General features: G+C 56.0%; 14 protein-coding genes and 3 rRNA genes (1 of these 17 cut by a window edge). 4 read left to right on the top strand and 13 right to left on the bottom strand.

What is annotated here, in order from left to right; genetic code table 11:
* From KGD89_RS25305 to rrf (KGD89_RS25295), 3 genes are all read left to right on the top strand, one after another.
* Window positions 1–2,251, top strand: a 23S ribosomal RNA gene (locus KGD89_RS25305); it begins 641 nt to the left of the window's first position.
* A 147-nt stretch (window positions 2,252–2,398) separates the two neighbouring features.
* A 5S ribosomal RNA gene (gene rrf, locus KGD89_RS25300) occupies window positions 2,399–2,514 on the top strand.
* 109 nt (window positions 2,515–2,623) lie between these two features.
* Window positions 2,624–2,739, top strand: a 5S ribosomal RNA gene (gene rrf, locus KGD89_RS25295).
* 136 nt (window positions 2,740–2,875) lie between these two features.
* Here rrf (KGD89_RS25295) and KGD89_RS25290 read toward each other — a convergent pair.
* The 10 genes from KGD89_RS25290 to KGD89_RS25245 form a co-directional block, all read right to left on the bottom strand.
* Window positions 2,876–5,368 (bottom strand): TonB-dependent siderophore receptor, encoded by a 2,493-nt coding sequence (locus tag KGD89_RS25290; protein ID WP_025262521.1) that lies wholly within the window; start codon window positions 5,366–5,368, stop codon window positions 2,876–2,878.
* Window positions 5,369–5,452: 84 nt separating this feature from the next.
* Window positions 5,453–6,442, bottom strand: coding sequence for a FecR domain-containing protein (locus tag KGD89_RS25285; RefSeq protein ID WP_025262520.1), 990 nt, complete (start codon window positions 6,440–6,442; stop codon window positions 5,453–5,455).
* A complete protein-coding gene (locus tag KGD89_RS25280; protein ID WP_025262519.1) occupies window positions 6,439–6,939 on the bottom strand; it encodes a sigma-70 family RNA polymerase sigma factor in 501 nt (166 codons plus the stop codon). Before KGD89_RS25280 ends, KGD89_RS25285 begins: the two co-directional genes overlap by 4 nt.
* Before the next feature lie 133 nt (window positions 6,940–7,072).
* Complete coding sequence (locus KGD89_RS25275) at window positions 7,073–7,549, bottom strand: SRPBCC family protein (RefSeq protein ID WP_025262518.1); 477 nt, start codon at window positions 7,547–7,549, stop codon at window positions 7,073–7,075.
* Window positions 7,550–7,587: 38 nt separating this feature from the next.
* Window positions 7,588–11,043 carry a non-ribosomal peptide synthetase gene (locus KGD89_RS25270; protein ID WP_025262517.1) on the bottom strand — a complete coding sequence of 1,152 codons (3,456 nt, stop codon included), beginning with the start codon at window positions 11,041–11,043 and terminating at the stop codon, window positions 7,588–7,590.
* Window positions 11,040–11,987: a diiron oxygenase gene (locus KGD89_RS25265; RefSeq protein WP_025262516.1), complete on the bottom strand. Its 948-nt coding sequence runs from the start codon at window positions 11,985–11,987 to the stop codon at window positions 11,040–11,042. Before KGD89_RS25265 ends, KGD89_RS25270 begins: the two co-directional genes overlap by 4 nt.
* Window positions 11,988–12,022: 35 nt before the next feature.
* Window positions 12,023–12,799, bottom strand: coding sequence for a DUF3050 domain-containing protein (locus KGD89_RS25260; protein WP_025262515.1), 777 nt, complete (start codon window positions 12,797–12,799; stop codon window positions 12,023–12,025).
* 788 nt (window positions 12,800–13,587) lie between these two features.
* Complete coding sequence (locus tag KGD89_RS25255) at window positions 13,588–14,328, bottom strand: GntR family transcriptional regulator (RefSeq protein ID WP_025262514.1); 741 nt, start codon at window positions 14,326–14,328, stop codon at window positions 13,588–13,590.
* Between the two features lie 232 nt (window positions 14,329–14,560).
* Entirely contained in the window at window positions 14,561–15,568 is a 1,008-nt protein-coding gene (locus tag KGD89_RS25250; protein ID WP_025262513.1) for an aldo/keto reductase, read from the bottom strand.
* Between the two features lie 143 nt (window positions 15,569–15,711).
* Window positions 15,712–16,401 carry an HAD-IA family hydrolase gene (locus KGD89_RS25245; RefSeq protein ID WP_025262512.1) on the bottom strand — a complete coding sequence of 230 codons (690 nt, stop codon included), beginning with the start codon at window positions 16,399–16,401 and terminating at the stop codon, window positions 15,712–15,714.
* A gap of 313 nt (window positions 16,402–16,714) precedes the next feature.
* Here KGD89_RS25245 and KGD89_RS25240 point away from each other — a divergent pair, with 313 nt between their 5' ends.
* Window positions 16,715–18,199 (top strand): YdgA family protein, encoded by a 1,485-nt coding sequence (locus KGD89_RS25240; protein WP_025262511.1) that lies wholly within the window; start codon window positions 16,715–16,717, stop codon window positions 18,197–18,199.
* Window positions 18,200–18,279: 80 nt separating this feature from the next.
* On the opposite strand, the gene KGD89_RS25235 is transcribed toward KGD89_RS25240, so the two are convergent.
* The 3 genes from KGD89_RS25235 to KGD89_RS25225 all read right to left on the bottom strand — a co-directional run bounded on the left by KGD89_RS25235 (window position 18,280) and on the right by KGD89_RS25225 (window position 21,667).
* Window positions 18,280–19,341: a hypothetical protein gene (locus KGD89_RS25235; RefSeq protein ID WP_025262510.1), complete on the bottom strand. Its 1,062-nt coding sequence runs from the start codon at window positions 19,339–19,341 to the stop codon at window positions 18,280–18,282.
* Window positions 19,338–20,489 carry a DNA cytosine methyltransferase gene (locus KGD89_RS25230; RefSeq protein ID WP_025262509.1) on the bottom strand — a complete coding sequence of 384 codons (1,152 nt, stop codon included), beginning with the start codon at window positions 20,487–20,489 and terminating at the stop codon, window positions 19,338–19,340. Before KGD89_RS25230 ends, KGD89_RS25235 begins: the two co-directional genes overlap by 4 nt.
* 341 nt (window positions 20,490–20,830) lie before the next feature.
* On the bottom strand, window positions 20,831–21,667 hold the full coding sequence (locus KGD89_RS25225) for a hypothetical protein (RefSeq protein WP_025262508.1): 837 nt from the start codon (window positions 21,665–21,667) through the stop codon (window positions 20,831–20,833).
* Window positions 21,668–21,721 lie beyond the last annotated feature (54 nt).

Genomic DNA, 21,721 nt, shown 5'->3' with positions numbered 1-21,721 from the left:
GTTTAGTCGCTGGGTATAGACCCGAAACCGGGCGATCTATCCATGGGCAGGTTGAAGGTTAGGTAACACTGACTGGAGGACCGAACCGACTACCGTTGAAAAGTTAGCGGATGACCTGTGGATCGGAGTGAAAGGCTAATCAAGCTCGGAGATAGCTGGTTCTCCTCGAAAGCTATTTAGGTAGCGCCTCATGTATCACTGTAGGGGGTAGAGCACTGTTTCGGCTAGGGGGTCATCCCGACTTACCAAACCGATGCAAACTCCGAATACCTACAAGTGCCGAGCATGGGAGACACACGGCGGGTGCTAACGTCCGTCGTGAAAAGGGAAACAACCCAGACCGTCAGCTAAGGTCCCAAAGTCATGGTTAAGTGGGAAACGATGTGGGAAGGCTTAGACAGCTAGGAGGTTGGCTTAGAAGCAGCCACCCTTTAAAGAAAGCGTAATAGCTCACTAGTCGAGTCGGCCTGCGCGGAAGATGTAACGGGGCTCAAACCATGCACCGAAGCTACGGGTATCACCTTCTGGTGATGCGGTAGAGGAGCGTTCTGTAAGCCTGTGAAGGTGAGTTGAGAAGCTTGCTGGAGGTATCAGAAGTGCGAATGCTGACATGAGTAACGACAATGGGTGTGAAAAACACCCACGCCGAAAGACCAAGGTTTCCTGCGCAACGTTAATCGACGCAGGGTTAGTCGGTCCCTAAGGCGAGGCTGAAAAGCGTAGTCGATGGAAAACAGGTTAATATTCCTGTACTTCTGGTTATTGCGATGGAGGGACGGAGAAGGCTAGGCCAGCTTGGCGTTGGTTGTCCAAGTTTAAGGTGGTAGGCTGAGATCTTAGGTAAATCCGGGATCTTAAGGCCGAGAGCTGATGACGAGTGTTCCTAGAACACGAAGTGGTTGATGCCATGCTTCCAAGAAAAGCTTCTAAGCTTCAGGTAACCAGGAACCGTACCCCAAACCGACACAGGTGGTTGGGTAGAGAATACCAAGGCGCTTGAGAGAACTCGGGTGAAGGAACTAGGCAAAATGGCACCGTAACTTCGGGAGAAGGTGCGCCGGTGAGGGTGAAGGACTTGCTCCGTAAGCTCATGCCGGTCGAAGATACCAGGCCGCTGCGACTGTTTATTAAAAACACAGCACTCTGCAAACACGAAAGTGGACGTATAGGGTGTGACGCCTGCCCGGTGCCGGAAGGTTAATTGATGGGGTTAGCGCAAGCGAAGCTCTTGATCGAAGCCCCGGTAAACGGCGGCCGTAACTATAACGGTCCTAAGGTAGCGAAATTCCTTGTCGGGTAAGTTCCGACCTGCACGAATGGCGTAACGATGGCGGCGCTGTCTCCACCCGAGACTCAGTGAAATTGAAATCGCTGTGAAGATGCAGTGTATCCGCGGCTAGACGGAAAGACCCCGTGAACCTTTACTATAGCTTTGCACTGGACTTTGAATTTGCTTGTGTAGGATAGGTGGGAGGCTTTGAAGCGTGGACGCCAGTCTGCGTGGAGCCATCCTTGAAATACCACCCTGGCAACTTTGAGGTTCTAACTCAGGTCCGTTATCCGGATCGAGGACAGTGTATGGTGGGTAGTTTGACTGGGGCGGTCTCCTCCTAAAGAGTAACGGAGGAGTACGAAGGTGCGCTCAGACCGGTCGGAAATCGGTCGTAGAGTATAAAGGCAAAAGCGCGCTTGACTGCGAGACAGACACGTCGAGCAGGTACGAAAGTAGGTCTTAGTGATCCGGTGGTTCTGTATGGAAGGGCCATCGCTCAACGGATAAAAGGTACTCCGGGGATAACAGGCTGATACCGCCCAAGAGTTCATATCGACGGCGGTGTTTGGCACCTCGATGTCGGCTCATCACATCCTGGGGCTGAAGCCGGTCCCAAGGGTATGGCTGTTCGCCATTTAAAGTGGTACGCGAGCTGGGTTTAGAACGTCGTGAGACAGTTCGGTCCCTATCTGCCGTGGACGTTTGAGATTTGAGAGGGGCTGCTCCTAGTACGAGAGGACCGGAGTGGACGAACCTCTGGTGTTCCGGTTGTCACGCCAGTGGCATTGCCGGGTAGCTATGTTCGGAAAAGATAACCGCTGAAAGCATCTAAGCGGGAAACTTGCCTCAAGATGAGATCTCACTGGAACCTTGAGTTCCCTGAAGGGCCGTCGAAGACTACGACGTTGATAGGTGGGGTGTGTAAGTGCTGTGAGGCATTGAGCTAACCCATACTAATTGCCCGTGAGGCTTGACCATATAACACCCAAGCAATCTGCGAAGAGCGGATTGCGGTGTAGTGAAGATGACGAACCGAAAGTTTGCGCCACACACAGATTACCGAAACACCTCTATTACACACCCATTCGCGGGTACGTACCCAAGTACGCACCGGCTACCGAATTTCTTGACGACCATAGAGCATTGGAACCACCTGATCCCATCCCGAACTCAGCAGTGAAACGATGCATCGCCGATGGTAGTGTGGGGTTTCCCCATGTGAGAGTAGGTCATCGTCAAGATTCAAATTCAGAACCCCCATCTGCATACGCAGGTGGGGGTTTTGTCTTTAAGTAGAAGTCACTCAATTTTGCTGACACGTTACCTGGTAACGGATCGGCCACAGAATTTCTTGACGACCATAGAGCATTGGAACCACCTGATCCCATCCCGAACTCAGTAGTGAAACGATGCATCGCCGATGGTAGTGTGGGGTTTCCCCATGTGAGAGTAGGTCATCGTCAAGATTCATTCCGAAACCCCTGTCTGCTGACGCAGACAGGGGTTTTGTCTTTCTGCTTCCTGCAAACGGGTACTCAATCAGCGCCCATGAAAAAGCCAGCCTCTATTGTCGAAGGCTGGCTGCTGAGTAAGAGCGGCTGTTTAGAACTGATAACTCAGGGTCGCACTCACATTTCGCTCTTCGCCCATGTAACAGAAGCTCAGGCTTGCGCATGACGCCACATAGGATTCGTTGGTCAGGTTGTTGGCATTCACCCGCACATCAACACCTTTCAGCCCCACCTTGCTCAGGTCATATCCCACGGATGCATCCAGCAATGTGTAAGCCGGGACCTTCATGGTGTTTTCAGCATCTGCCCAGCTATAGCCAACATACCGCACACCACCGCCCAGACGCAGCCCGTCGAGAGCGCCGCTGTCGAATGCATAATCACCCCAGATCGAAGCCATTTGTCTGGGGGCCTGCGTAGGAGAGTTGCCTTTGTTCTCGATGAGATTGGTGGCGGTACTCAATGTGCTGATCATCGACTTCGAGTATTCGATGTCCGTCAGTGTGTAACTGCCCAGCACCTTGAAGTTGTCGGTCAGTTGCATATGCGCTTCAAGCTCCAGCCCTTGGGAACGTACTGCGCCAACAGGGCGATAGAAATTCTCTTGAGGCAGCTTGGAAGCCAGGTTCTCCTGATCGATATGGAACACCGAGGCTGTAAACAGATTCTCGGTACCTGGCGGCTGATACTTGATCCCGGCTTCCCATTGGGTGCCGTCCGTAGGTGCCAGCGGGTTACCGCTGCTGTCGGAGTAAGAGTTCGGGTTGAATGACTCGGAATAACTCAGATACGGCGCAATCCCGTTATCGAACAGGTAAAGCACACCGGCCCGGCCAGTGAGCTTGGTTCGCTTGTCACTGATTTCGGTCCCTGCCGGACGCCCGGTCTCGGCCAGTCGGTTCTCGTCCGAGGTTTCCACCCAGTCCTGGCGCAGCCCCAGGGAGAAACGCCACTTGTCCAGCTCGATCAGGTCCTGCGCATAAAGGCCTGTCTGTTCCAGGCGACGCAGGTAGCTGGTTGGGCTGTAATAACTGATGGCGGAATTGCCATACACGGGATTGAAAGCATTCAGGGGGGCTGCCTGGCCGCTGGTCCAGTCAACCACGGTTTTGCGCCGTTGATAGTCTACGCCGAGCAATGTCGTGTGCTTGGCCGAGCCGGTAAAGAACTCCGCCTGCAACATGTTATCGACGATGAATGCATGCAGACGCTCATCGCCTCCCGAGTAATAACGGTTCAGTTCATTGCCGGTCGCACTGGTCCAGCCATAGGCGTAAACCTGATCGTTCTTCACTTTGGAGTCCAGGTAGCGAAAGTTCTGCCGGGCCGTGAAGACATCATTGAAGCGATGCTCGAATTGATAGCCGAATGACTGCTGGTCACGGCTGAAGCCGTCCACACCTGGCTCGCCGTCGAAGAAGTTCTGTGAAATGCGCTGGCCGTTGCGTTGATGAAGTGCGCCATCTGCCGGCACGCCACCGTGATAACCGCCTTCGGGATCATGCTGCAGATAAGCTTGCAGTGTCAGCGACGTGTCTTCGTTGAAATCGATGCTGACGGTGGGAGCCAATGCATAGCGCTTCTCCTCCACATGATCGAACTGAGTGTCGGATCTGTCGGTCAGCCCGGTCAGGCGATAGGCAATGCGTTTGTCTTCATCCACTGGGCCGCTGAAATCGAAGGCAAGGCCTCGCTGACCTTGTGTGCCGGCAGTGGCCTGGATCTGGTGATAGGGCTCATAGAGAGGTTTCTTGCTGGTCAGCGCCACCAGACCGCCCGGTGAGCTGCGGCCATAAAGTACCGATGAAGGACCCTTGAGGATATCGACCCGCTCAAGGAAGTACGGATCGACCTGCATGGTGCTGTAAGTCCCGCTATCCCCCATGGACTTCAAGCCATCCAGATAGATGTTATCCACAGACCCGTCGTTGAAACCGCGCATCGCGACATAGTCGTACCGATGAGTAGCGCCATAGGGATTGGTCAGTACGCCGGGTGTGTAGCGCATGGCTTGGGAAACTGTCTGCGAACCCTGATCGTCCATCTGTTGACGGGTGACCACTGAGACAGACTGTGAGGTTTCCAGCAATGAGGTGCTGGTCTTGGTGGCGATCTGGCTGTGAGTCGCGTTGTAGCCTTCCATGCTGCCCAAGGCATTGCCCAGGGCGAACCCGCGAATGTCCGTGTCTGGCAGCGATAACGTCTGCTCTTCAGCCGCACGTAATACATAAGCGCTGCCATTCTGTGACACGGCCTGCAAGCCGCTGCCACCCAGCAGAATGCTCAATGCCTGATCGACTGAATAATTACCCTGCAATCCCGTTGAGCGGGCTCCTGCCGTTTGTGCCGGTGTGGCGGACAAGGTGATGCCCGCCTGCCGGGCGAATTGATTCAGTGCATCACCCAGCGGTGCTGCCGGTATGGAATAGCTGCGTATGGCACTGGCTGATGAGGCGCTTTCCTGAGCCTGCACCTGAAGCGGCAGGACCGCTGTGCCCAGAGTCATGGAGATCAATGCTGCCCGAATGGCCATGCGCAGCGCTGGCGAGTCGGATGAGTGCGATATACCTTGAGGCCGTGTCATGGGAGGCAATTCCGTCACGTTCAATCAGAAGAGGGGGTTACTGATCTCCATGCCGGACACCTGAGCCAAACCCGCCAAAAATAATCAGGCCTGACGCTGCAATGTCACCCACCAACGTGTGCGGTAACTGAGCCTCACAGGAAGTGTCTGAGGCAGAACCTCCAGCAACCTGTCGGTATCTTCCAGCCTGAACACGCCGGAAAGACGCAGATCGGCAATGTCATCCGCACACCCAAGGTAGCCACGGCGATAGCGTCCGACTTCTGCGAGGAAATCTCCCAGGCGCATCCCCTTCGTCACGATCAGACCATCGGCCCAGGCGCCCGCTTCCATATCCAGTGGCGGCAGCAGGGTGGCGCGCTGTCCGGAAACCGAATAACTCTGGCCAGCCTTCACGTCTACAGGTGAGGTGGCAGGCGAACGGATAATCAGGCTGCCTTTCGTCACGCTGACCCGGGTGCTGTCCTGATCCTGACGAACAACGAAGCGTGCGCCGATCCCTTCAAAGAGAGCATGGCGGCTCTGCACCAGTAACGGCCTTGGGGTGACACTGTGCGAATCGGCCCCACAGGCAACCAGAATCTCTCCGCGCGTGAGGTTTATCAAGCGATGCCGGGCATTGAAGTCCTGGTCCACCGCACTGTCAGTGTTCAATTGAAGGTCCGTGCCATCTTGCAACCGATAACTGTTGCGCTCGCCCACGCCGGTTGCAAAGTCGGCCTGCCATTGTTGCCAGGGCGCGATATCACGAGAGAGCCAGGCCGCGGAGCCCAGCACTGCGATACCGGACAGTAATTTCAGGGTTTGCCTGCGTCCCAGTCGCTGCGCACTTTTCTCAAGTGCCTCGAAGGCTGCTCCCGATCCGGGCAAGGCCTGGAAGCTGCTGTTCAGCTCATTGCTCAGGGCCTGGATACGTTGCCAGGCACACTCATGCTCGGTTCGCCACTGTTCACATTGCTTGCGCAGGCTCGGGTCGGCTGACGAGTCGTTCAGGCGCATTGACCATTGGATGGCCTGCCTTACGACCTGCGGCGAAGGCTGGTTGTGGCGAGACGGCTGCAAGGTACGGCTCATGCGTTGTATCGCAGCAGATAGCAGTGATAAAGGGCGTCGGCGATGTAGCGTTCGACCGAGCGCAGGGAGACACCCATCTGGGCGGCAATCTGCTTGTGTGGCATTCCCTCGCATTGAGCCAGCAAAAACGCCTGCCTGACTTTGGGTTTGAGGCCGTCGAGCATTCGGGCAATGCTTTCCAGCAACTCAAACACCAGCTCGCGTGACTCGGGCGAAGGGGTTTCGCTGGGCGATAAATGAGCAATGGCTTCCAGGTAGGCCCGCTCAAGTTCTTCACGGCGCCAATGGTCGATGACCAGGCCTCTGGCAACGGTGCGCAGGAAGGCTCGCGGGGTTTTCAGCTCAAGCAGTTCGCTGCGATTGAGCAGCCGTACAAACGTATCCTGGGCGAGGTCGGCGGCATCGGCGCCATTGCCCAGTTTGCTGCGCAGCCATGAATGGAGCCAGCCATGGTGATCGTTGTAGAGCGTATGTAGGGCCGAGTGCTGAGAAGGCATGGGGATGCGCCATCCCGGCGCCACACAAATGATAATGAGTCGCATTGTGTTAAAGCGCCCACCAATTTGCAACCGCCCATATGCCTGAACCCGCTCAGGCTTCTGGCGCTGAGCGGGTCAGTTCACGCAAGTATCAGGCAAACAGGCTGCGGACGTTGCTCATGGCGCTGTCAGCGAAGCCCTGTAGAAACTCCTGAAAGCCTGGCAGGGCTTCAGGGCCACCCTGATCGGGTTCGGCAATGATCGTCCATGTCGCAACCGAATCGTTATCGCCCGTGGATTCCACAGTCATCGCTGCCCACAGATTGCCCACCGGCAGGCTGGTGTAGATCAGCGACCAGGTCATGAAGCGGGCATTGTTGTCGTGAGCGTTCAGTTGTTCGATGGCGACGTTGCCGTCCTTGAACAGTTTCTTGCGCACCGAACGGACGCCTTTCCCCGTCACCTCAGTGCTTTCCAGCGCCGGGATGAAGGCCTGGAAACCGCCAAAGTTACCGACGATCGCCCATACGCTATTGGCATCGGCAGGAATTTCCACGGCCGATACGACTTTGCACAGCGAAGGGTTCTTGATCAGCGTGTCCGGTTGCAGAGTGTTGATTGAGCTCATGTGATTCTCCATGTGTTTCACGTTGGGTTGTGGATGCTTCAGATAAAGTCGATTTCTTTCAGGTAGTCGCAGCCCTTGCGTAGCAGCGCCGGGGTTTTCTGCGGGTATTGCTCGCCCATGTGCCGGATACCGGCCAGAGCGTTCTGGTACTCGATCATCGAGATGTCGCCGATGTCTTCCTCGAAACCGTCCAGATAGAAACCCAGCACGCCGAATAGCGCGTTCTGGCTGTCGACTCGGTTGAGCTGGGTCTGCCAGTGCGCCACGCTGACCATCTCGAACTCACGCCCGGCCTCGCGGAATGCATCCACGTAGCTGTTCCAGCTCAAGGGTTCGGGGTTGTGCAGGTTGAATACCGCACGGTTGGCCTGATAGCGGCTGGCATGGAAGCCGATGAAACGGGCGAGGAAATCCACCGGCATCAGATCGAAGTTCATGGCGAACTCCGGGACCTTGCCCAGTTGCAGCGAGCCCTTGAGCATCAGCATCAAGCGGTTCTTCTGTGGCTGGCACACGCCGGTGACGCTGTTGAAGGCGATGTTGCCGGGGCGATAGATGTTCACCCACACACCTTGATCCCTGGCCCGCTGCAGCACGCGCTCGGCGACCCACTTGGACAGGTTGTAGCCGTTCTTGATGTAGATCGGCGGTGTGGCGGCGGCCGGTTGCTCCAGCACGCTGCCGGCTGCATCCACGGCGCTGGATGCCGATAGCGTGGAAACAAAGTTGAAGATCTTCTTGCTGCGCCCCTCGCACAGACGCAGGCATTCATAGACCGGTGCCACGTTGTCGCGGATAAGGGTTTCGTAATCCTGAACATGGTTCACATTGGCCGCGTTATGCACCAACGCACCGAAGTCCCGGTCCAGTCGCTCATATACCTCATCGTTCAAACCAAGCTGCGGCTGGGTTACGTCGGCGGGATAGACCGTCACCCGACTCAGGTCCAGATGCTCCAGGCGGTTTTCCCGCAGCGACTGAACGAAGCGTTCGTGGGCGCTTTGTCCCGCGCCTTCGCGCACCAGACAGGCAACTTCGGTTGCTCCCCAGGCCAGCAGCGCTTCGACGATATGCACGCCGAGGAAGCCATTGGCGCCGGTCACGATGACTTTGTGAACATCGCCCAACTGGCTGATCGGCAGCACTGGTATTTCCAGCTCGGCATTGGCGTCCAGCAGCGCTTGCGGGCTGACGGTATAGCTTGAGACGCCTTCGCTTTCGATGAGGCTGGCCAGTGTCAGCACGGTAGGAGCTTCGATAAAGCGGTTGATGGGAATGCTGCGCCCGAACCGTTCGCGAATCCCCAGCAACATGCGCGACAGCAGGATCGAATGGCCACCGAGATTGAAGAAGCTTTCGTCAGTGGAGATGTCCCCGATGGGCAGCTCGAGAAGTTCGGCCCACAGCTCAAGAAGCTTTTGCTCCTGCTCTGTTTCCGGCAAGCGACGGGGTTGCTGGTCAGCGAAACTCACCGGTATTTCCAGCAAGGCCTTGCGGTCGATCTTGCCGTTACTGGCGAATGGCATGTTTGCCAGAACCGTATAGGCGCCGGGATGCATGTAGTCGGGCAGCAGGCGCTGCACATGGGCTTTCAATGCCTGCAAGGCGACTTCTTCAGCTTCATGTGGCTGAGCGGCAAACGCCAGAATGCGGCGTTGGGTATCCACGACCACGGCAACCTGACGATACAACTGGCTGCTGCGCAGGCAGTGTTCGATTTCTTCCGGCTCGACCCTGAACCCACGGATCTTCACTTGATTGTCACGACGTCCGGCCAGCTCGATGCCGTCAGGAATCCACTTGCCGATGTCCCCGGTTCGGTAAGCGCGCAATTGCTGTCCATCCGGCAAGGTCAGCGTCACATAGCGTTCGGCCGTCAGCTCGGGATTGTTCAGGTAGCCCAGACACACGCCGGGGCCCGCGATGTACAACTCACCCTGAGTTTCTTCCGCTACCGGCTGCAACTGCTCATCCAGAATCCAGACCTGGCTGTTGGCGATGGGGCGTCCCAGATTGCGGTTACTGCTGCCGGGCTTGAACTGCCCGGCGGTGACCAGCACTGTGGCTTCAGTCGGGCCATAGAGGTTATGAAAGTGGCACTGTCGGGTCAGGTGCTCGATGACATAGGGCTCGCAGACATCGCCGCCGGTCATCACATGCTCAAGGCCCAGCGGCTCGTCCAGCGGCAGGATGCTCAACAATGCCGGCGGCAGAAACGCATGGCTGATGCCGTCTTTCAGGAGGCTGACCAGTCGCAGGGGATCGCGGCGTTGATCGTCGTCCGGGATCACCAGTTCCGCACCGCTGAGCCAGGTCGGGAAGATATCAATGACAGACGAGTCGAAGCTCAGTGTCGAGAACTGCAAGACCCGGCTGTGCTCCGACAGGCTGACGTACTCCGCATACCAGGCGGTGAAATGGCTGAGGTTGCGCTGGCTGAGTAGCACGCCTTTTGGATGGCCGGTGGTGCCCGATGTGTAGAGCGCCATGCATGGCGAGTCTCTGTCAGGTCGCAGACGAGTCAGTGGCTGATCCAGCTCTGTTGCCTGGATCGAGCTGATATCCAGCGCAGGAAACTCGGCTTTGGCCAAGGGATGCGAGCCGTCATGCAACAACAGCAGGGCGCCCGAGTTTTCCAGAATGTATTGCTGGCGCTGGATAGGCTGACTCGGATCCAGCGGCAGATAGACTGCACCACTGCCGAGAATCGCCAGAATGCCTGCATACAGCGCAACCGACTTGGGCAGGCAGATGCCGATGACTACCGGCGTACTTTCGTGCTGCCGGGCTTCGATCAGCGGCCACAAATGGCGCTGGATGGCGACAGCCTGCGCGTACAACTCGCGATAGCTGAGTACCTGGCCGGCAATCGACAGCGCCGAACGCTCCGCGAAAGTCTGAAAACTTTGCTCCAGCCGTTCCACCAGCGACGTATTCGCCAGTGCCAGCAGATGCGGCTGGTCAGTCTGATTCAGACGATGCCTGAACAACTGATGGTCTATGGCCTGCAGGCCTTGCTGCCATTCGCTTTGTGCGGGAGCGGTGGTTGCCAGAGTGCTGAAATACTTCTCGTCCCTGGACAGGCGACTGATCAGCAGCGCTGCCTGATCGACAAACTCCGCGATGGCCGCATCACGCAACATGCGGCCGTTGCCCGACTCCTGAACGGGCAGCCATTCACGGACGATCAGATGCTGAGCCGTTGTGGAGCCGTGCCAGCACAGCAACTCCAGACGTGGCAGACCTTCCAGCACATTCGGGCTCAAGCCGACCCGCAGGCTCAGGTGATCGGCGCTGCCGAATGCCTTGAGTCGTTCACCGCTCAGCTCCAGACTGCCATCCTCGACCAGGATCGAGGCGTTATCGACAGCGTTCGCCTGCAGTCCGTCCTGATCGCTCAAGTGATGCACCGAGTGTCCGTGCGCGAGCAATTCTGTGTGCAGTTCGCTCAGGGTCAGGCTCTGACCAATGAGCACGATCTCCAGGCGTTTCATTGGAGGATTCCCTGGGCTGGCAAGTAGTCGGCCAGTGCCCGCTGCACGCAAGGCGCTTCAAGCATCGAGCTGGTCTTGAAGAAGCGCACGATATTGCCGATCAGAGGATGATGGCGATTGATGGGAAAGCTCACGGCCATGGTTTCATCCTTGAGCGCCTGCTTCACGGACGGTGCGACCTGCAGGTTGTCGATCAGGATGAAATCGAAGCCGTGCTGGATGTCATTGGTCAGATATTGAGCAATGAACACCGGCATGATGCGCGCGATGCACTCTCGATCCGCTTCGGGGGCGGTGTTCCAGTAGATACGCACCAGCCGCGCCCAGAACCCGGAATGGCGCCCCTCGTCCAGCAGGTGATCGGCCATCAGCCCCTTGACCGACTGCTTGACCGAGTCGTCCTTGGCGAAGGCTGCCACATCGTTGGTCACGGTGTTTTCCGCAATGGCTACGCAGATCAGTTCCACGGCGCTGCGCAGATGTTCCGGCGCCAGGGCCAGGGCGGCAGGAATGGCGCGGCTCAGCTCGATTTCATCGGGCAGGCGAATCGGTTCGATCCCGGTCAGAGCGATGGTCTGCTGCATGAAGTCCATCGCCACCAGAGCGTGGTAATCCTCATCGACGACCACGGTCATGGCGTCGTAGCGGCACGCGAAAGGAAAACGGATCGCGAAGTTGTTCTTGGCGATACTGCGCGCGGTCTTGTCGACGATCTCGGTTTCAAAGATCACGACATCGTTGATGAACTTGTAGAGGCTTTGCACCAGCGCGTAATCGCGCAGGTGCGGACACTCACGGGTGAAGGTTTCGCTCAGCACCAGTGGCTGGCGACTCAGGGGATAGATCAGTTTTTCATCGTTTTCGACGATCCGGCGTGGGCGAGTGCGAATGGTGGCGCGACCTTCCCAGGCATCAATGAACGAGCTGTAGTCTTCTGCTTTCATGATGGCTTCCTTGTAGAGGGGCTTGCGGCGCGAGGTCAGGCGCTGGCTTGCATCAATGGCGAGCGCATGCTCATGCGCAGCGTGTCCCACAGCTCGACCCGGCTATCCACGGCGGCGATGGCGGCCTGATACACCTCGCGCTGGCGCTGCTCGTCACCGTTGACTAGCCTGGCCAGCAACTGCTCGGCCGCCGGGCCGTGGTCTTCGGAGTCGACTTCGATGTGGCGCTCCAGGTAGTAGCGAAAGGTCGGTGCCTGATCGACGGTGATGCCCCATTCATCGAGGATGCTCTGGAACATCATCGGGATAACGCTTTCGCGACCATGCAGGAAAGCTGCTGCCACGCTATGGGCCGGTGCATGCAGCGCGGTATTGAGCGTGTGGGTCACGAACACCGTTGCCGCCTGGCCCGCATTGACGCGCTGCAATGCCGTGGCGTAATGCACGCCCTGTTTCTGAAGCTCGACGAAACGTTCTATCTGCAAGGTGCTGGCGCCAATCTCGCGCATTGCATCCAGGTACAGCTCGAAGTGGCTGTAGTGGCCGTGGCTCAGCTTGTCATCGGATTCTTCCCCGAGCACGATTTCGTTGATCAGCCTGGCGGCCGATGCATCCCGAGGCGGCAACCAGGGCAATTGGGTGCAGGTCAGTTCCTGCTGTAGCCGCTTGGTCAGTGACATGAAGTCCCAGACGGCGAATACATGGGTTTCCATAAAACGTTTAAGCACTTCCAGTGAATTGATTTCAGCAAAGATGGGGTGTTGGCTAAGTTCAATTTTCTTGAGGTCTAGTAGCGTTTTCTGACAAGGCATGGCGATATCCCGGTAGTCTTAAATACAAGTTTTGTCTGTAACGTGTGGCCGAGTTACAGTTTTCGTTTTCGAGCAGTCGGCAGCGGACCTGAATAACAGGCAAGCGAGAGCCTGTTAGTTGAAACGATCAGTAACCGTTAACGTCAGGTGTTTCGTTGCAAGGTCCTTTGCAGAACTATGGTGCTATAAGCAGCAGCCTGTGCGGGCATGGCCGGACAGCCTGGGGGTGCCGGCCATTGATACGGGCTGCAAATAAAAGTTAAAGCACTTGTAATGTAATGCGCAATTATTTTTTAACATTATTTTAGTTGCTGTTTTTCGAGGATGTAAGTTGCTATATAAAACTCTCTCGGTAAGTTTTATAGGGATGTAAGCAACCCTTTCGGTGGATAAGCACCAAAATTATAAATAATGAACGAATGCCTCGCTCAGCGTTGCTGTTATGCAAAACAATCCAGGTTTTGTGTTTTTGGCGGGCACGATCGGAAACGACTTCCAATGCCTTGTTGCCCTTGCAGGAACTCCTTTCTCAGTACGTTCAAAGGAACAGATCGCTGCCCTGCACCTGACGGGCAGTTCAAGAGTGATCAGAGAGCAACCCTCCGGTAGGGTCACGCCTTGGTCACGACCGAGTTTGCCTTATTCCTGAGACAGACCAACCCGATGGTTCAGGAAAACAGACATAAAAGCGCTGCCCGCGAGCAGATAGCTCGCAGCGCACGAGTGGCAGCGTGAGGGGGAAGGGGAAGCGTCAGGCCGCGCGGGTCAGACGATCAACCGCGATTGATTCAGGCGATGCTTTTCTTGCGTTGGCGTACCGGTGTTTTTTCCTGCTCGGCCTTTTTGCTGTTCAGGTATTGAGTGATGGCTTTGACACCTCGGTTAAGGTGGTTCTGCAGAGCACCCACGATCTCTTCAACAGCCTTTTCTTCGGCAAGACGCAGCAATTCCCAGTGGTCATCCTGGGACAGTTTGCCAAGGCCCATTGAGGAGAGGTTGAAGCGCAGAAAGCGCTCCTCTTCGTTCAGGCCTTCTTCAACCAGACGCATCAGGCGCTTGTTGGGGGTCTTGGCGTAAAGCGCCATGTGAAACAGGCGGTTGAGAGTGCCCATCTTCGAGTAGTCGGTTTCAACCTCAAGGGCCTCGATGCAGCGCCGTGCCGTGGCCAGGTCTTCTGCATCCAGTAACGGAATGGACAGGCGCAGGGCTTGGGATTCCAGCAGGATACGCAGGCCGTAGGCGTCCACGGCATCTTCTGTGATCAGCGGGGCGACCACAGCTCCTTTATGGGTTTCGACGCGCAACAGTGACTGGGCTTCGAGTTGGCGCAAGGCCTCGCGGACCGGCATGCGGCTGACACCAAAAAGCGTGGCCAACTCCTGTTGGCGCAGCGCTGTGCCGCTCGGCAGGCTGCCATCGATGATAGCGTTGCGCAGTTTTTCCTCGATAACAGCTCTTGCAAGGTGCGCGGGCGGCTGTTCGTTCCCCAGTACCGAGCACAAGAAGGCTTCTCTATCAGTTTTGCGCATTGCCATACTTCTTCATCAACCTGGCTGTATTGGATTCATGGTTGCCGACAAGCAGAGCCGGGTCTGTTCGCGTTTCGGCACAAGCCGCATCGCGGCAGTTACAGAGCATCTTAGCGCTCCTGTCGGCAACATGTTGAATGAGCATTTATATACACGCGGCTTTTTAAACGCTTTTTGAGAACATCGCGAGCATTTGCCGATGGCCTGCTCGCGATGAGGTTCCCAGAGCGCCTCAGCGTGTCAGGCGCCCCGAAACAAAATGCTGCACATCATTGAAGCCGGCAGTCGAAGCGTGGCCCGGTATTACCAGCGAGTCGATGAAGGCTTCGTCCTCGGCACTGATCTTCACGTCCAGCGCTTTGGTGTAATGTCCCCACTGCTGCTCGGTACGCGGCCCGACAATGGCCGACGTGACGGCCTTGTTGTTGAGCACCCAGGCAATCGCGAACTCCACAAGGCCGACGCCTTTGTCCTGCACATAGGCCTGCAATTGCTGGGCGATGCGCAGAGACTCCACACGCCATTCCGTTTCCAGAAGACGCTTGTCCTGACGCCCGGCACGACTGCTGCTGTCAGGCGTGACGTCCGGTGCGTACTTGCCGCTGAGCACGCCACGCGCCAGCGGGCTGTAAGGCACGACACCCAGGCCATGAAACGCGGCGGCAGTGATCTGCTCGATCTCGGCCTGGCGGTTGACGATGTTGTAGAGCGGCTGGCTGATGACCGGTTTGTCCACGCCCAGGCGCTGGGCGACGTTGACGATTTCCGCGATGCGCCAGCCGCGATAGTTCGACAGGCCCCAATAGCGGATCTTGCCCTGGCGGATCAGGTCGCCAATGGCCGACACCGTGACTTCCAGCGGCGTGTCGTGATCCTCTTTGTGCAGGTAATAGATATCCACATAGTCGGTATCCAGCCGCTGCAGGCTGTTTTCAATGGCATTGAAGATGTGTTTGCGATTCAGGCCGGCACGGTTGGGAATGCCATCGCTCGGGCCTACCGCGACCTTGGTCGCCAGCACCCAGTCACTGCGCCGCGAAGCAATGGCTTCACCGACGATCTCTTCGGAGCGCCCGCCATTGTAAACGTCGGCAGTATCGATGAAGTTCACGCCCTGATCCCATGCCTGATCGATGATGCGCAGGGATTCTTCGGTGCCGGTCTGTTCGCCGAACATCATGGAGCCGAGTGTCAGTGTGGAAACCTTCAGGCCTGACTGGCCAAGCGTTCTGTAAATCATGCTCAACATCCTCCATGTCATTGAAAGCGGGATCAGAAGAGCATACTGGCTTGTTTATGGGGGCGTTGAAAAGGCCCCGATGAGAATGCGACAGGCTAAAGACAGTTGAGTGTCTTCCTGCCGACCGGCAGGAAGACGCTGCATCAGGCCTTCTTGGGCAGGCCCCATGCTTCAAGCGGGAAGTCTTCCAGCGAGGTCAGCAGCAGGTCGGCATGTTCGTACTGCTCGACCGGCATGTGCGAGTCGGGTACTGCCACGGCGTACATGCCCGCAGCCTTGGCGGCGGTGACGCCGAATGGCGAGTCCTCGAACACCAGGCAATCCTCTGGCGAAACGCCCAGGCGACGTGCTGCCACCAGGAAAATATCCGGCGCAGGCTTGGCGGCGCCGACTTCAGGGTCATCGGCGGTCACGACGGTATCAAACAGCTCGAACCAGGCGCGGTGCAAGGTGGTCTTGGCCTCGAAGTAATGCACCGAAGAGCTGGTTCCGACTGCGATGGGAATGTTGTTGGCCGCCAGATGCCTTACCAGCGCCTCGGCCCCCGGCATTGCCGGAGCAAGAGGGAAGCGCTCTTCAAGCATGGGCTCGCGCACTTCCAGAAACTCGTCAATGGAAATGGGCAGTTCCAGCGCCTGGATAACGTAGCCTGAAAAGTCACGGGCGCCACGGCCAATGGTGTGCTGCTTGATTGACCAGTCGAAGGTTTTTCCATAACGGCTGGCAATCAGATGGGTGACCTCGGTGTAGACCCCTTCGGTGTCCAGCAGCAAACCATCCATGTCGAAAATCACGGCCTTGATCGGGCCTCGCTCACCTTGCTGTTCACTCATGTCGTCAGATCCCCCGTTTCTCAGATTCGATTCGATATCAGCCTAACGCCTACATCAAGACTGTGGCTACCCATGTGTTGAGTACCTCCCTGCAACGAAAGTGCATTCAGGTTTGTCTGAAGCTTCCTGAAAAGGCGTAATACCCGCGCAACCGGCCAACAACGCTGGGCGATGACAAACGCTCAATGCTAATCTCTCGCGACTTTTCGGCAGTGACACAGGCTGCGTCTACTCCGCTATCAAGGCGCGGCTGCAAGCTGTCGGGGCGCAGGGAAGACTTTCAAATCATCAGAACGGACATCGTTGAGTCGCTATGAATAAATCAGCAGGTATCGCGGTAGGCGTCATTGTTGTGGCCGGTGCATTGGCAAGTGCTGGCGCCTGGTACACCGGCAATCAACTGGAAGGCGTGCTCAACGAGTCGATCCGGACCGCCAATCAGGAACTCAAGGAGTCTCTGGAGGGCACCGACAACAGCATTACCCTGCAACTGGTTTCGCTGGAGCGCCACTTCTTCAGCAGCACGGCCCATTACCGCGTGGATCTGCAAGACCCGGACCTGTCCCGCGATGGCCAGGATCCGCAGTTCCTGTTCGTGGATAACATCGAGCACGGGCCGATTCCGCTGTCGCGTCTGAAAGCGTTGAAGCTCATGCCGGTCATGGCCCAGAGCAATTTCGAGATGGAGAAAAGCACGTCTTCGGAAAAATGGTTCGCCATGAGCGGTGATAAAACGCCACTCAAGGGGCAGGCGAGTATCGGCTATGACCGTTCCACCAGCGGCTGGCTGAAAGTGTCGCCGCTGGAGATGGTCGACGCAGACGGCACGTTCAAATTCTCCGGGCTCGACATCAACGCCGAAGCATCCGCCGATGCCGAGAAGCTCAAGGTCACGGGCACGCTGGACAGCCTGCAACTCAATGTGGCGTCAAAAGAAGGTCCGGTGAGCATCGATATCAAGGGCCTGACCTTCGACACCGGCGGCACCAAGGGCCAGTCGGGTCTGTACCTGGGCCACAGCAACCTGAAAATCGACAATGTCGGTTTCCAGGTGGTCGGCAAGCAGCCGGTGCTGATCAAGGACTTCGTCAATACCAACCTTGCTCAGGAGGAGGGCGGTAATCTGGCGATGCAGATCAACTATGATCTGGGCATGATTTCCTACAGCGGTAAAGACATTGGCTCTTCACACTTGGGCTTCAGGCTTTCCGGTTTCAACGCGCTGTCGACCAAGACCCTTTACCAGTTCTATCAGGAGCAGGTTCTGCCACAGCAACAGGCTGCGGCCCAGGCCAAGCTTCCCTTCCAGCTGAAACTCAGCCCTGCCGACGAGCAACTGATGAAGAGCGAGCTGAGCAAGTTTCTGGCTGGCAAGCCTCATATCGAGCTGGAAAAGCTCTCGCTCAAGACCGCCAATGGCGAAAGCCACATGAGCATTGCCGTGGACCTGACCGATCCTGGCTCCATCGATCAGCCAGGCAGCGACACGGTGATAAAGACCATCAGCCAGCTCAAGGCTCGTGTGCTCTTGTCCAAGCCCATGATCAACGATGTGGCGACCTTGCAGGCAGGCTTTGACGGGCAGACCGACGCCCAGGCCATCGCCGATCAGGCCGCTGCCGCCAGTGACATGCTCAGTGCCATGGCCACCATGCTGCAACTGGCCAAGATCGAGGGCAACAACATCGTTTCCGACCTGCACTACGCCAACGGCATGGTCGACTTCAACGGGCAGAAAATGACCCTGCAACAGTTCCTGGCCACAGTGATGGTCAAGGTAGGGGCGTTGAGTCAGTAGTGAGGTGTGTCTCCATTGCGTCAGGACTGCGCTGTCCGCAGTCCTGATCTGACAGTTAAGTGACTCCTGCGAGGCCGTCTTTAAAAAAGCTCGCTTCCGTCTTCCAGTGCAACCAGATTTTGTGGGTCCAGGGTGGGCAGTGCAGGGATGATATCCATCGAGTTGAAGAGATTGCCGAAGTTATAACGCCACTGGAGCGCGAAACTCATGCCAATCTTTCCATCAAGGTCACTGCGCAGGAAACGTTGCCATTCATTATCATTGGGAAGGCGGGCGAAGTCTTTGTGGTTGTCGATAACCCAGTCACTGCATGCATTGATGATTGCCGAAGCCTTATAGTTAGAGAGCCGGATTTCCAGCACCTTTTCCAACTCGCTTCTATCAAGCGGTTCAATGCCTTTGCGCAGATCCATTGCCTGCTTTTTATCAAAGTCTTTTTCGATGCCGTCCAGCAAACCAAGAAGAATATCATCCGTTTCAAATAGCGAGTAAACCAGCCTGAGCAGTGCTTTGGCGCGCCAGTCCTGTTGGTTAACGTGGCAAAGGAATTGAAGCATCTTTTTGCAGGCGGCTTCGTTTCTGTGAAACAGTTCGTCCTTGTTTCGTCTGGCAATCGCGCAGAGGTTTCTGTCCGCGATTTCACTACCACGAAGATAGGCTGCGTTGATGATCTGGATACGAACGGGCGGTGGGTTTCGTTTAGCGGTCTGGTAGTCGGTAAGCAGGATTATTGCATCACTTTCATTGCCGAGTACTCGCTCATAGGCAGAGAAGAACGGTTCACTTGTGCAAAAGTTTTCGGACGGAGATTTGACCCCGAGATTCAAGAGAGGAATATCGACGCCTTTTGCCGGGTTGACTACCAGGGCGGGAATGTCAAAGGCGTTCAATGTGTGTTTTTCAAGCACACCGATCAACGTCATTTCAATAACACTGCCGATCGTCTTGCCATCAAGATTGGGCATTGATTGCCCTGTCAACAGCAGCTCATACCAATGAGGTAGCTTACCCCCTCGCCCAATGCGCTGGAGAGTTCCTTGAATATTGGCAACATTTTCTCCGCGAAGGTAGCTATTCAGCTGATAAACAATACTCTGTAAGTTGTTTTTTATGTGGTCGCGGAGATGTGAGTTATGAATCATATTAAGTCCATTTGCCTTTCAGTCATGGTGTTAGCCGCTTTATTCAGAGCGCTTTGAAAAGAAGTACCCTCGTGGTTGATGACTTTGCGCAAGGCCCACTCGACAAGCACTGGCGGTACGGCGTTGCCATAAAGTGTGTACTGGTCGTAGACCGAGGCTGTATCGCAATGCTGATCAGGAAACCCCTGAATCCGTGCATATTCGATGTTTGTCAGCCTTCGGTATTCGTTGCCTACCTTATAGCGCTCGTAATGGCGGCTGGCGGTGCAGGTCAGTGTGGGGGCGACGCCATTGATCCCGAAAATGGAGTAGCCCATGCGGGCACCACCTTTCTGGTTATACAGGATTTCCACGCCGCTATAGTATCTGTTGACCTCGTCGCTATTCTTTATTCTTTCAAGCGTATCTTCTGTGAAAAAGAACCTGGCGTCAGGCCGGGGTTCCAGAATGTCATAAAGCTTTACGTCTTTCTGCTTTTCCGAAAAGCGATTGAGTTTTGCATGAAAGAATTTTCCGTGCAGCGCGAGCCCCCACGTGTTGAACTTTGCTCCGTGGTCTTCAATGTTTTTCCAGCTTGAAAAGTCAGCGGCTTGTCTGATCTGTGCGGGTGTCAGCTCGGAGATATCTTCCTGATTGCACAGGTGAGAGTTTGGCGTTTGGTCTTTTCTGCCGATGATAACAATACGTTCACGGTTTTGGGCAAGACCAAAATCAATGGCATTGAGCACGCGCCATTCAACGAGATAACCCACTTTTGACAGTGCATCCAGAATGGTTGCGAAATGCTTTCCGTTATCCATGGATAACAGCCGTTTTACATTCTCAAGCACAAAGTATCGTGGGCTTTTTTTCTTGAGGATGTCAACGATTTTTTCAAATAATGTGCCGCGCATATCTTCTATGCCCAGTTTTTTTCCGGCGCTGGAAAAAGGCTGGCATGGAAAGCCCCCGGTCAATATATCGTGATCGGGTATGGTATCCAGCAAGAGGTTTATATCACCCTCGTGAAAACTCTCAGATCCGAAGTTGGCGCGATAAACGGCAGCTGCTTTGGTATTTATATCGTTGGCCCAGATGGTTTCGATACCTAGCGAGTCGCACGCTATTCTAAATCCGCCAATCCCTGAAAAGAGTTCAATTGCTTTCATTGATTATGTACATCGTGCAGAGCCTGAAATGGCGCAATTCTACACGAATGCCCCAAATAGGGAGAATCGCGGAGGTTTTGCATCCGCATCCCGGTAGGCTTTCTCATTTTTGCGAGACAACAAAAAACCCGCCGAAGCGGGTTTTTCCAGGACCATTCCAACTCCCTGTCGGCAGCCTTCCCGGCCATGGTCGATCATCCTTGATCCTGGCGAACTCCTTGTTCGCCACCTGTTGGATCCAATAATACGGAGGTTGCCGTAGGGGAAAAAGAGCCAAATGCCGTCAGCTCGTGTAAGCCTTTGGCTATATATGAGATTGAGATTTAATCTCAATAATGATTTCAGGGGGTAAAGGTCGTCATGGCTTCGCAATAGCGTTGCGCTGTATTTTTGCTTTCTTCGTTGCGATCCCGCGCCGCACGCTTGTTCCATTCCCGGCACTCTTCCTTGAAAAACACCTGGGCAGAAAGGCGGCATTCACGTCTTTCCACTGAGCGATTGAGGAAGTTCTCGCACACGCTGTCGCCGTCGATACGATTTTCGTAGAGGCGCCATTGCGCACGATAGCGGCCATTGCCATCCCATTCGCGAATCGACACGGTGGCAACCGTATGCGGCTTCTGCTGGCGTGCAGGCGCTTTGCGTGAGGCATCGGATTTGAAATCCGCCATGTAGCTGGCAGACACCATGCCTGTTGCAGGTGCAGCCTGAGCAGGGCGCGAAGCCTGGCCGAAGCGGCAGTTCAGAACACTCTCATCAATGACATTGCCATCCTTGATGCAGTTATCCAGAGGTTGGGCTACGGGAGCTGATTCCTGAGTGGCGGCCACAGGCGTCGGAACAACGTAGGGCTCCACCCGCAAAGCCGGACGTGCAAGCTCGTTGGCGACTTGAAGGGGCGCCTCATCGACGGGTTCAGGTCCGGCTGCAGGCTCTGGTTGTTCGAGTGCGATCAGCGGTACAGGCTTGGGGGTGCTGGTTCGGGTGGCCAGCCCCACTGCCAGCACTGCGAAAATGCCCACGCAGAGCAAGGCCAATACATAACGACGTGATGATTTGCGGGGGCGAGCGATTCGCTGTTTGCCCGGATGCGAGCCCAGCACCACATCGACCTGACCGGGGACAAGGCGCTGAATGCGAATGATCCCGTCGTCATCCTGTGGCTTGGTGGAATCCATCCCTGCTCCTTGAGTGCTGGTCGATAGGCAACGCGTAATTTTTCTAGACGGCGT

It is taken from the genome of Pseudomonas cichorii (assembly GCF_018343775.1).
In the GTDB taxonomy this organism is placed as follows: domain Bacteria; phylum Pseudomonadota; class Gammaproteobacteria; order Pseudomonadales; family Pseudomonadaceae; genus Aquipseudomonas; species Aquipseudomonas cichorii.
Note: the sequence above shows the minus strand (reverse complement) of the source record. Positions and strands in the feature narration are given on the sequence as shown.

Bases quoted from the DNA above. Each gene is read 5' to 3' on its own strand.
- KGD89_RS25270 (WP_025262517.1), bottom strand. From the start codon at position 11,043: ATGAAACGCCTGGAGATCGTGCTCATTGGTCAGAGCCTGACCCTGAGC.
- KGD89_RS25235 (WP_025262510.1), bottom strand. From the start codon at position 19,341: ATGATTCATAACTCACATCTCCGCGACCACATAAAAAACAACTTACAG.
- KGD89_RS25275 (WP_025262518.1), bottom strand. From the start codon at position 7,549: ATGAGCTCAATCAACACTCTGCAACCGGACACGCTGATCAAGAACCCT.
- KGD89_RS25260 (WP_025262515.1), bottom strand. From the start codon at position 12,799: ATGCCTTGTCAGAAAACGCTACTAGACCTCAAGAAAATTGAACTTAGC.
- KGD89_RS25245 (WP_025262512.1), bottom strand. From the start codon at position 16,401: ATGAGTGAACAGCAAGGTGAGCGAGGCCCGATCAAGGCCGTGATTTTC.
- KGD89_RS25230 (WP_025262509.1), bottom strand. From the start codon at position 20,489: ATGAAAGCAATTGAACTCTTTTCAGGGATTGGCGGATTTAGAATAGCG.
- KGD89_RS25255 (WP_025262514.1), bottom strand. From the start codon at position 14,328: ATGCGCAAAACTGATAGAGAAGCCTTCTTGTGCTCGGTACTGGGGAAC.
- KGD89_RS25240 (WP_025262511.1), top strand. From the start codon at position 16,715: ATGAATAAATCAGCAGGTATCGCGGTAGGCGTCATTGTTGTGGCCGGT.
- KGD89_RS25225 (WP_025262508.1), bottom strand. From the start codon at position 21,667: ATGGATTCCACCAAGCCACAGGATGACGACGGGATCATTCGCATTCAG.
- KGD89_RS25280 (WP_025262519.1), bottom strand. From the start codon at position 6,939: ATGCCTTCTCAGCACTCGGCCCTACATACGCTCTACAACGATCACCAT.
- KGD89_RS25250 (WP_025262513.1), bottom strand. From the start codon at position 15,568: ATGATTTACAGAACGCTTGGCCAGTCAGGCCTGAAGGTTTCCACACTG.
- KGD89_RS25290 (WP_025262521.1), bottom strand. From the start codon at position 5,368: ATGACACGGCCTCAAGGTATATCGCACTCATCCGACTCGCCAGCGCTG.
- KGD89_RS25265 (WP_025262516.1), bottom strand. From the start codon at position 11,987: ATGAAAGCAGAAGACTACAGCTCGTTCATTGATGCCTGGGAAGGTCGC.
- KGD89_RS25285 (WP_025262520.1), bottom strand. From the start codon at position 6,442: ATGAGCCGTACCTTGCAGCCGTCTCGCCACAACCAGCCTTCGCCGCAG.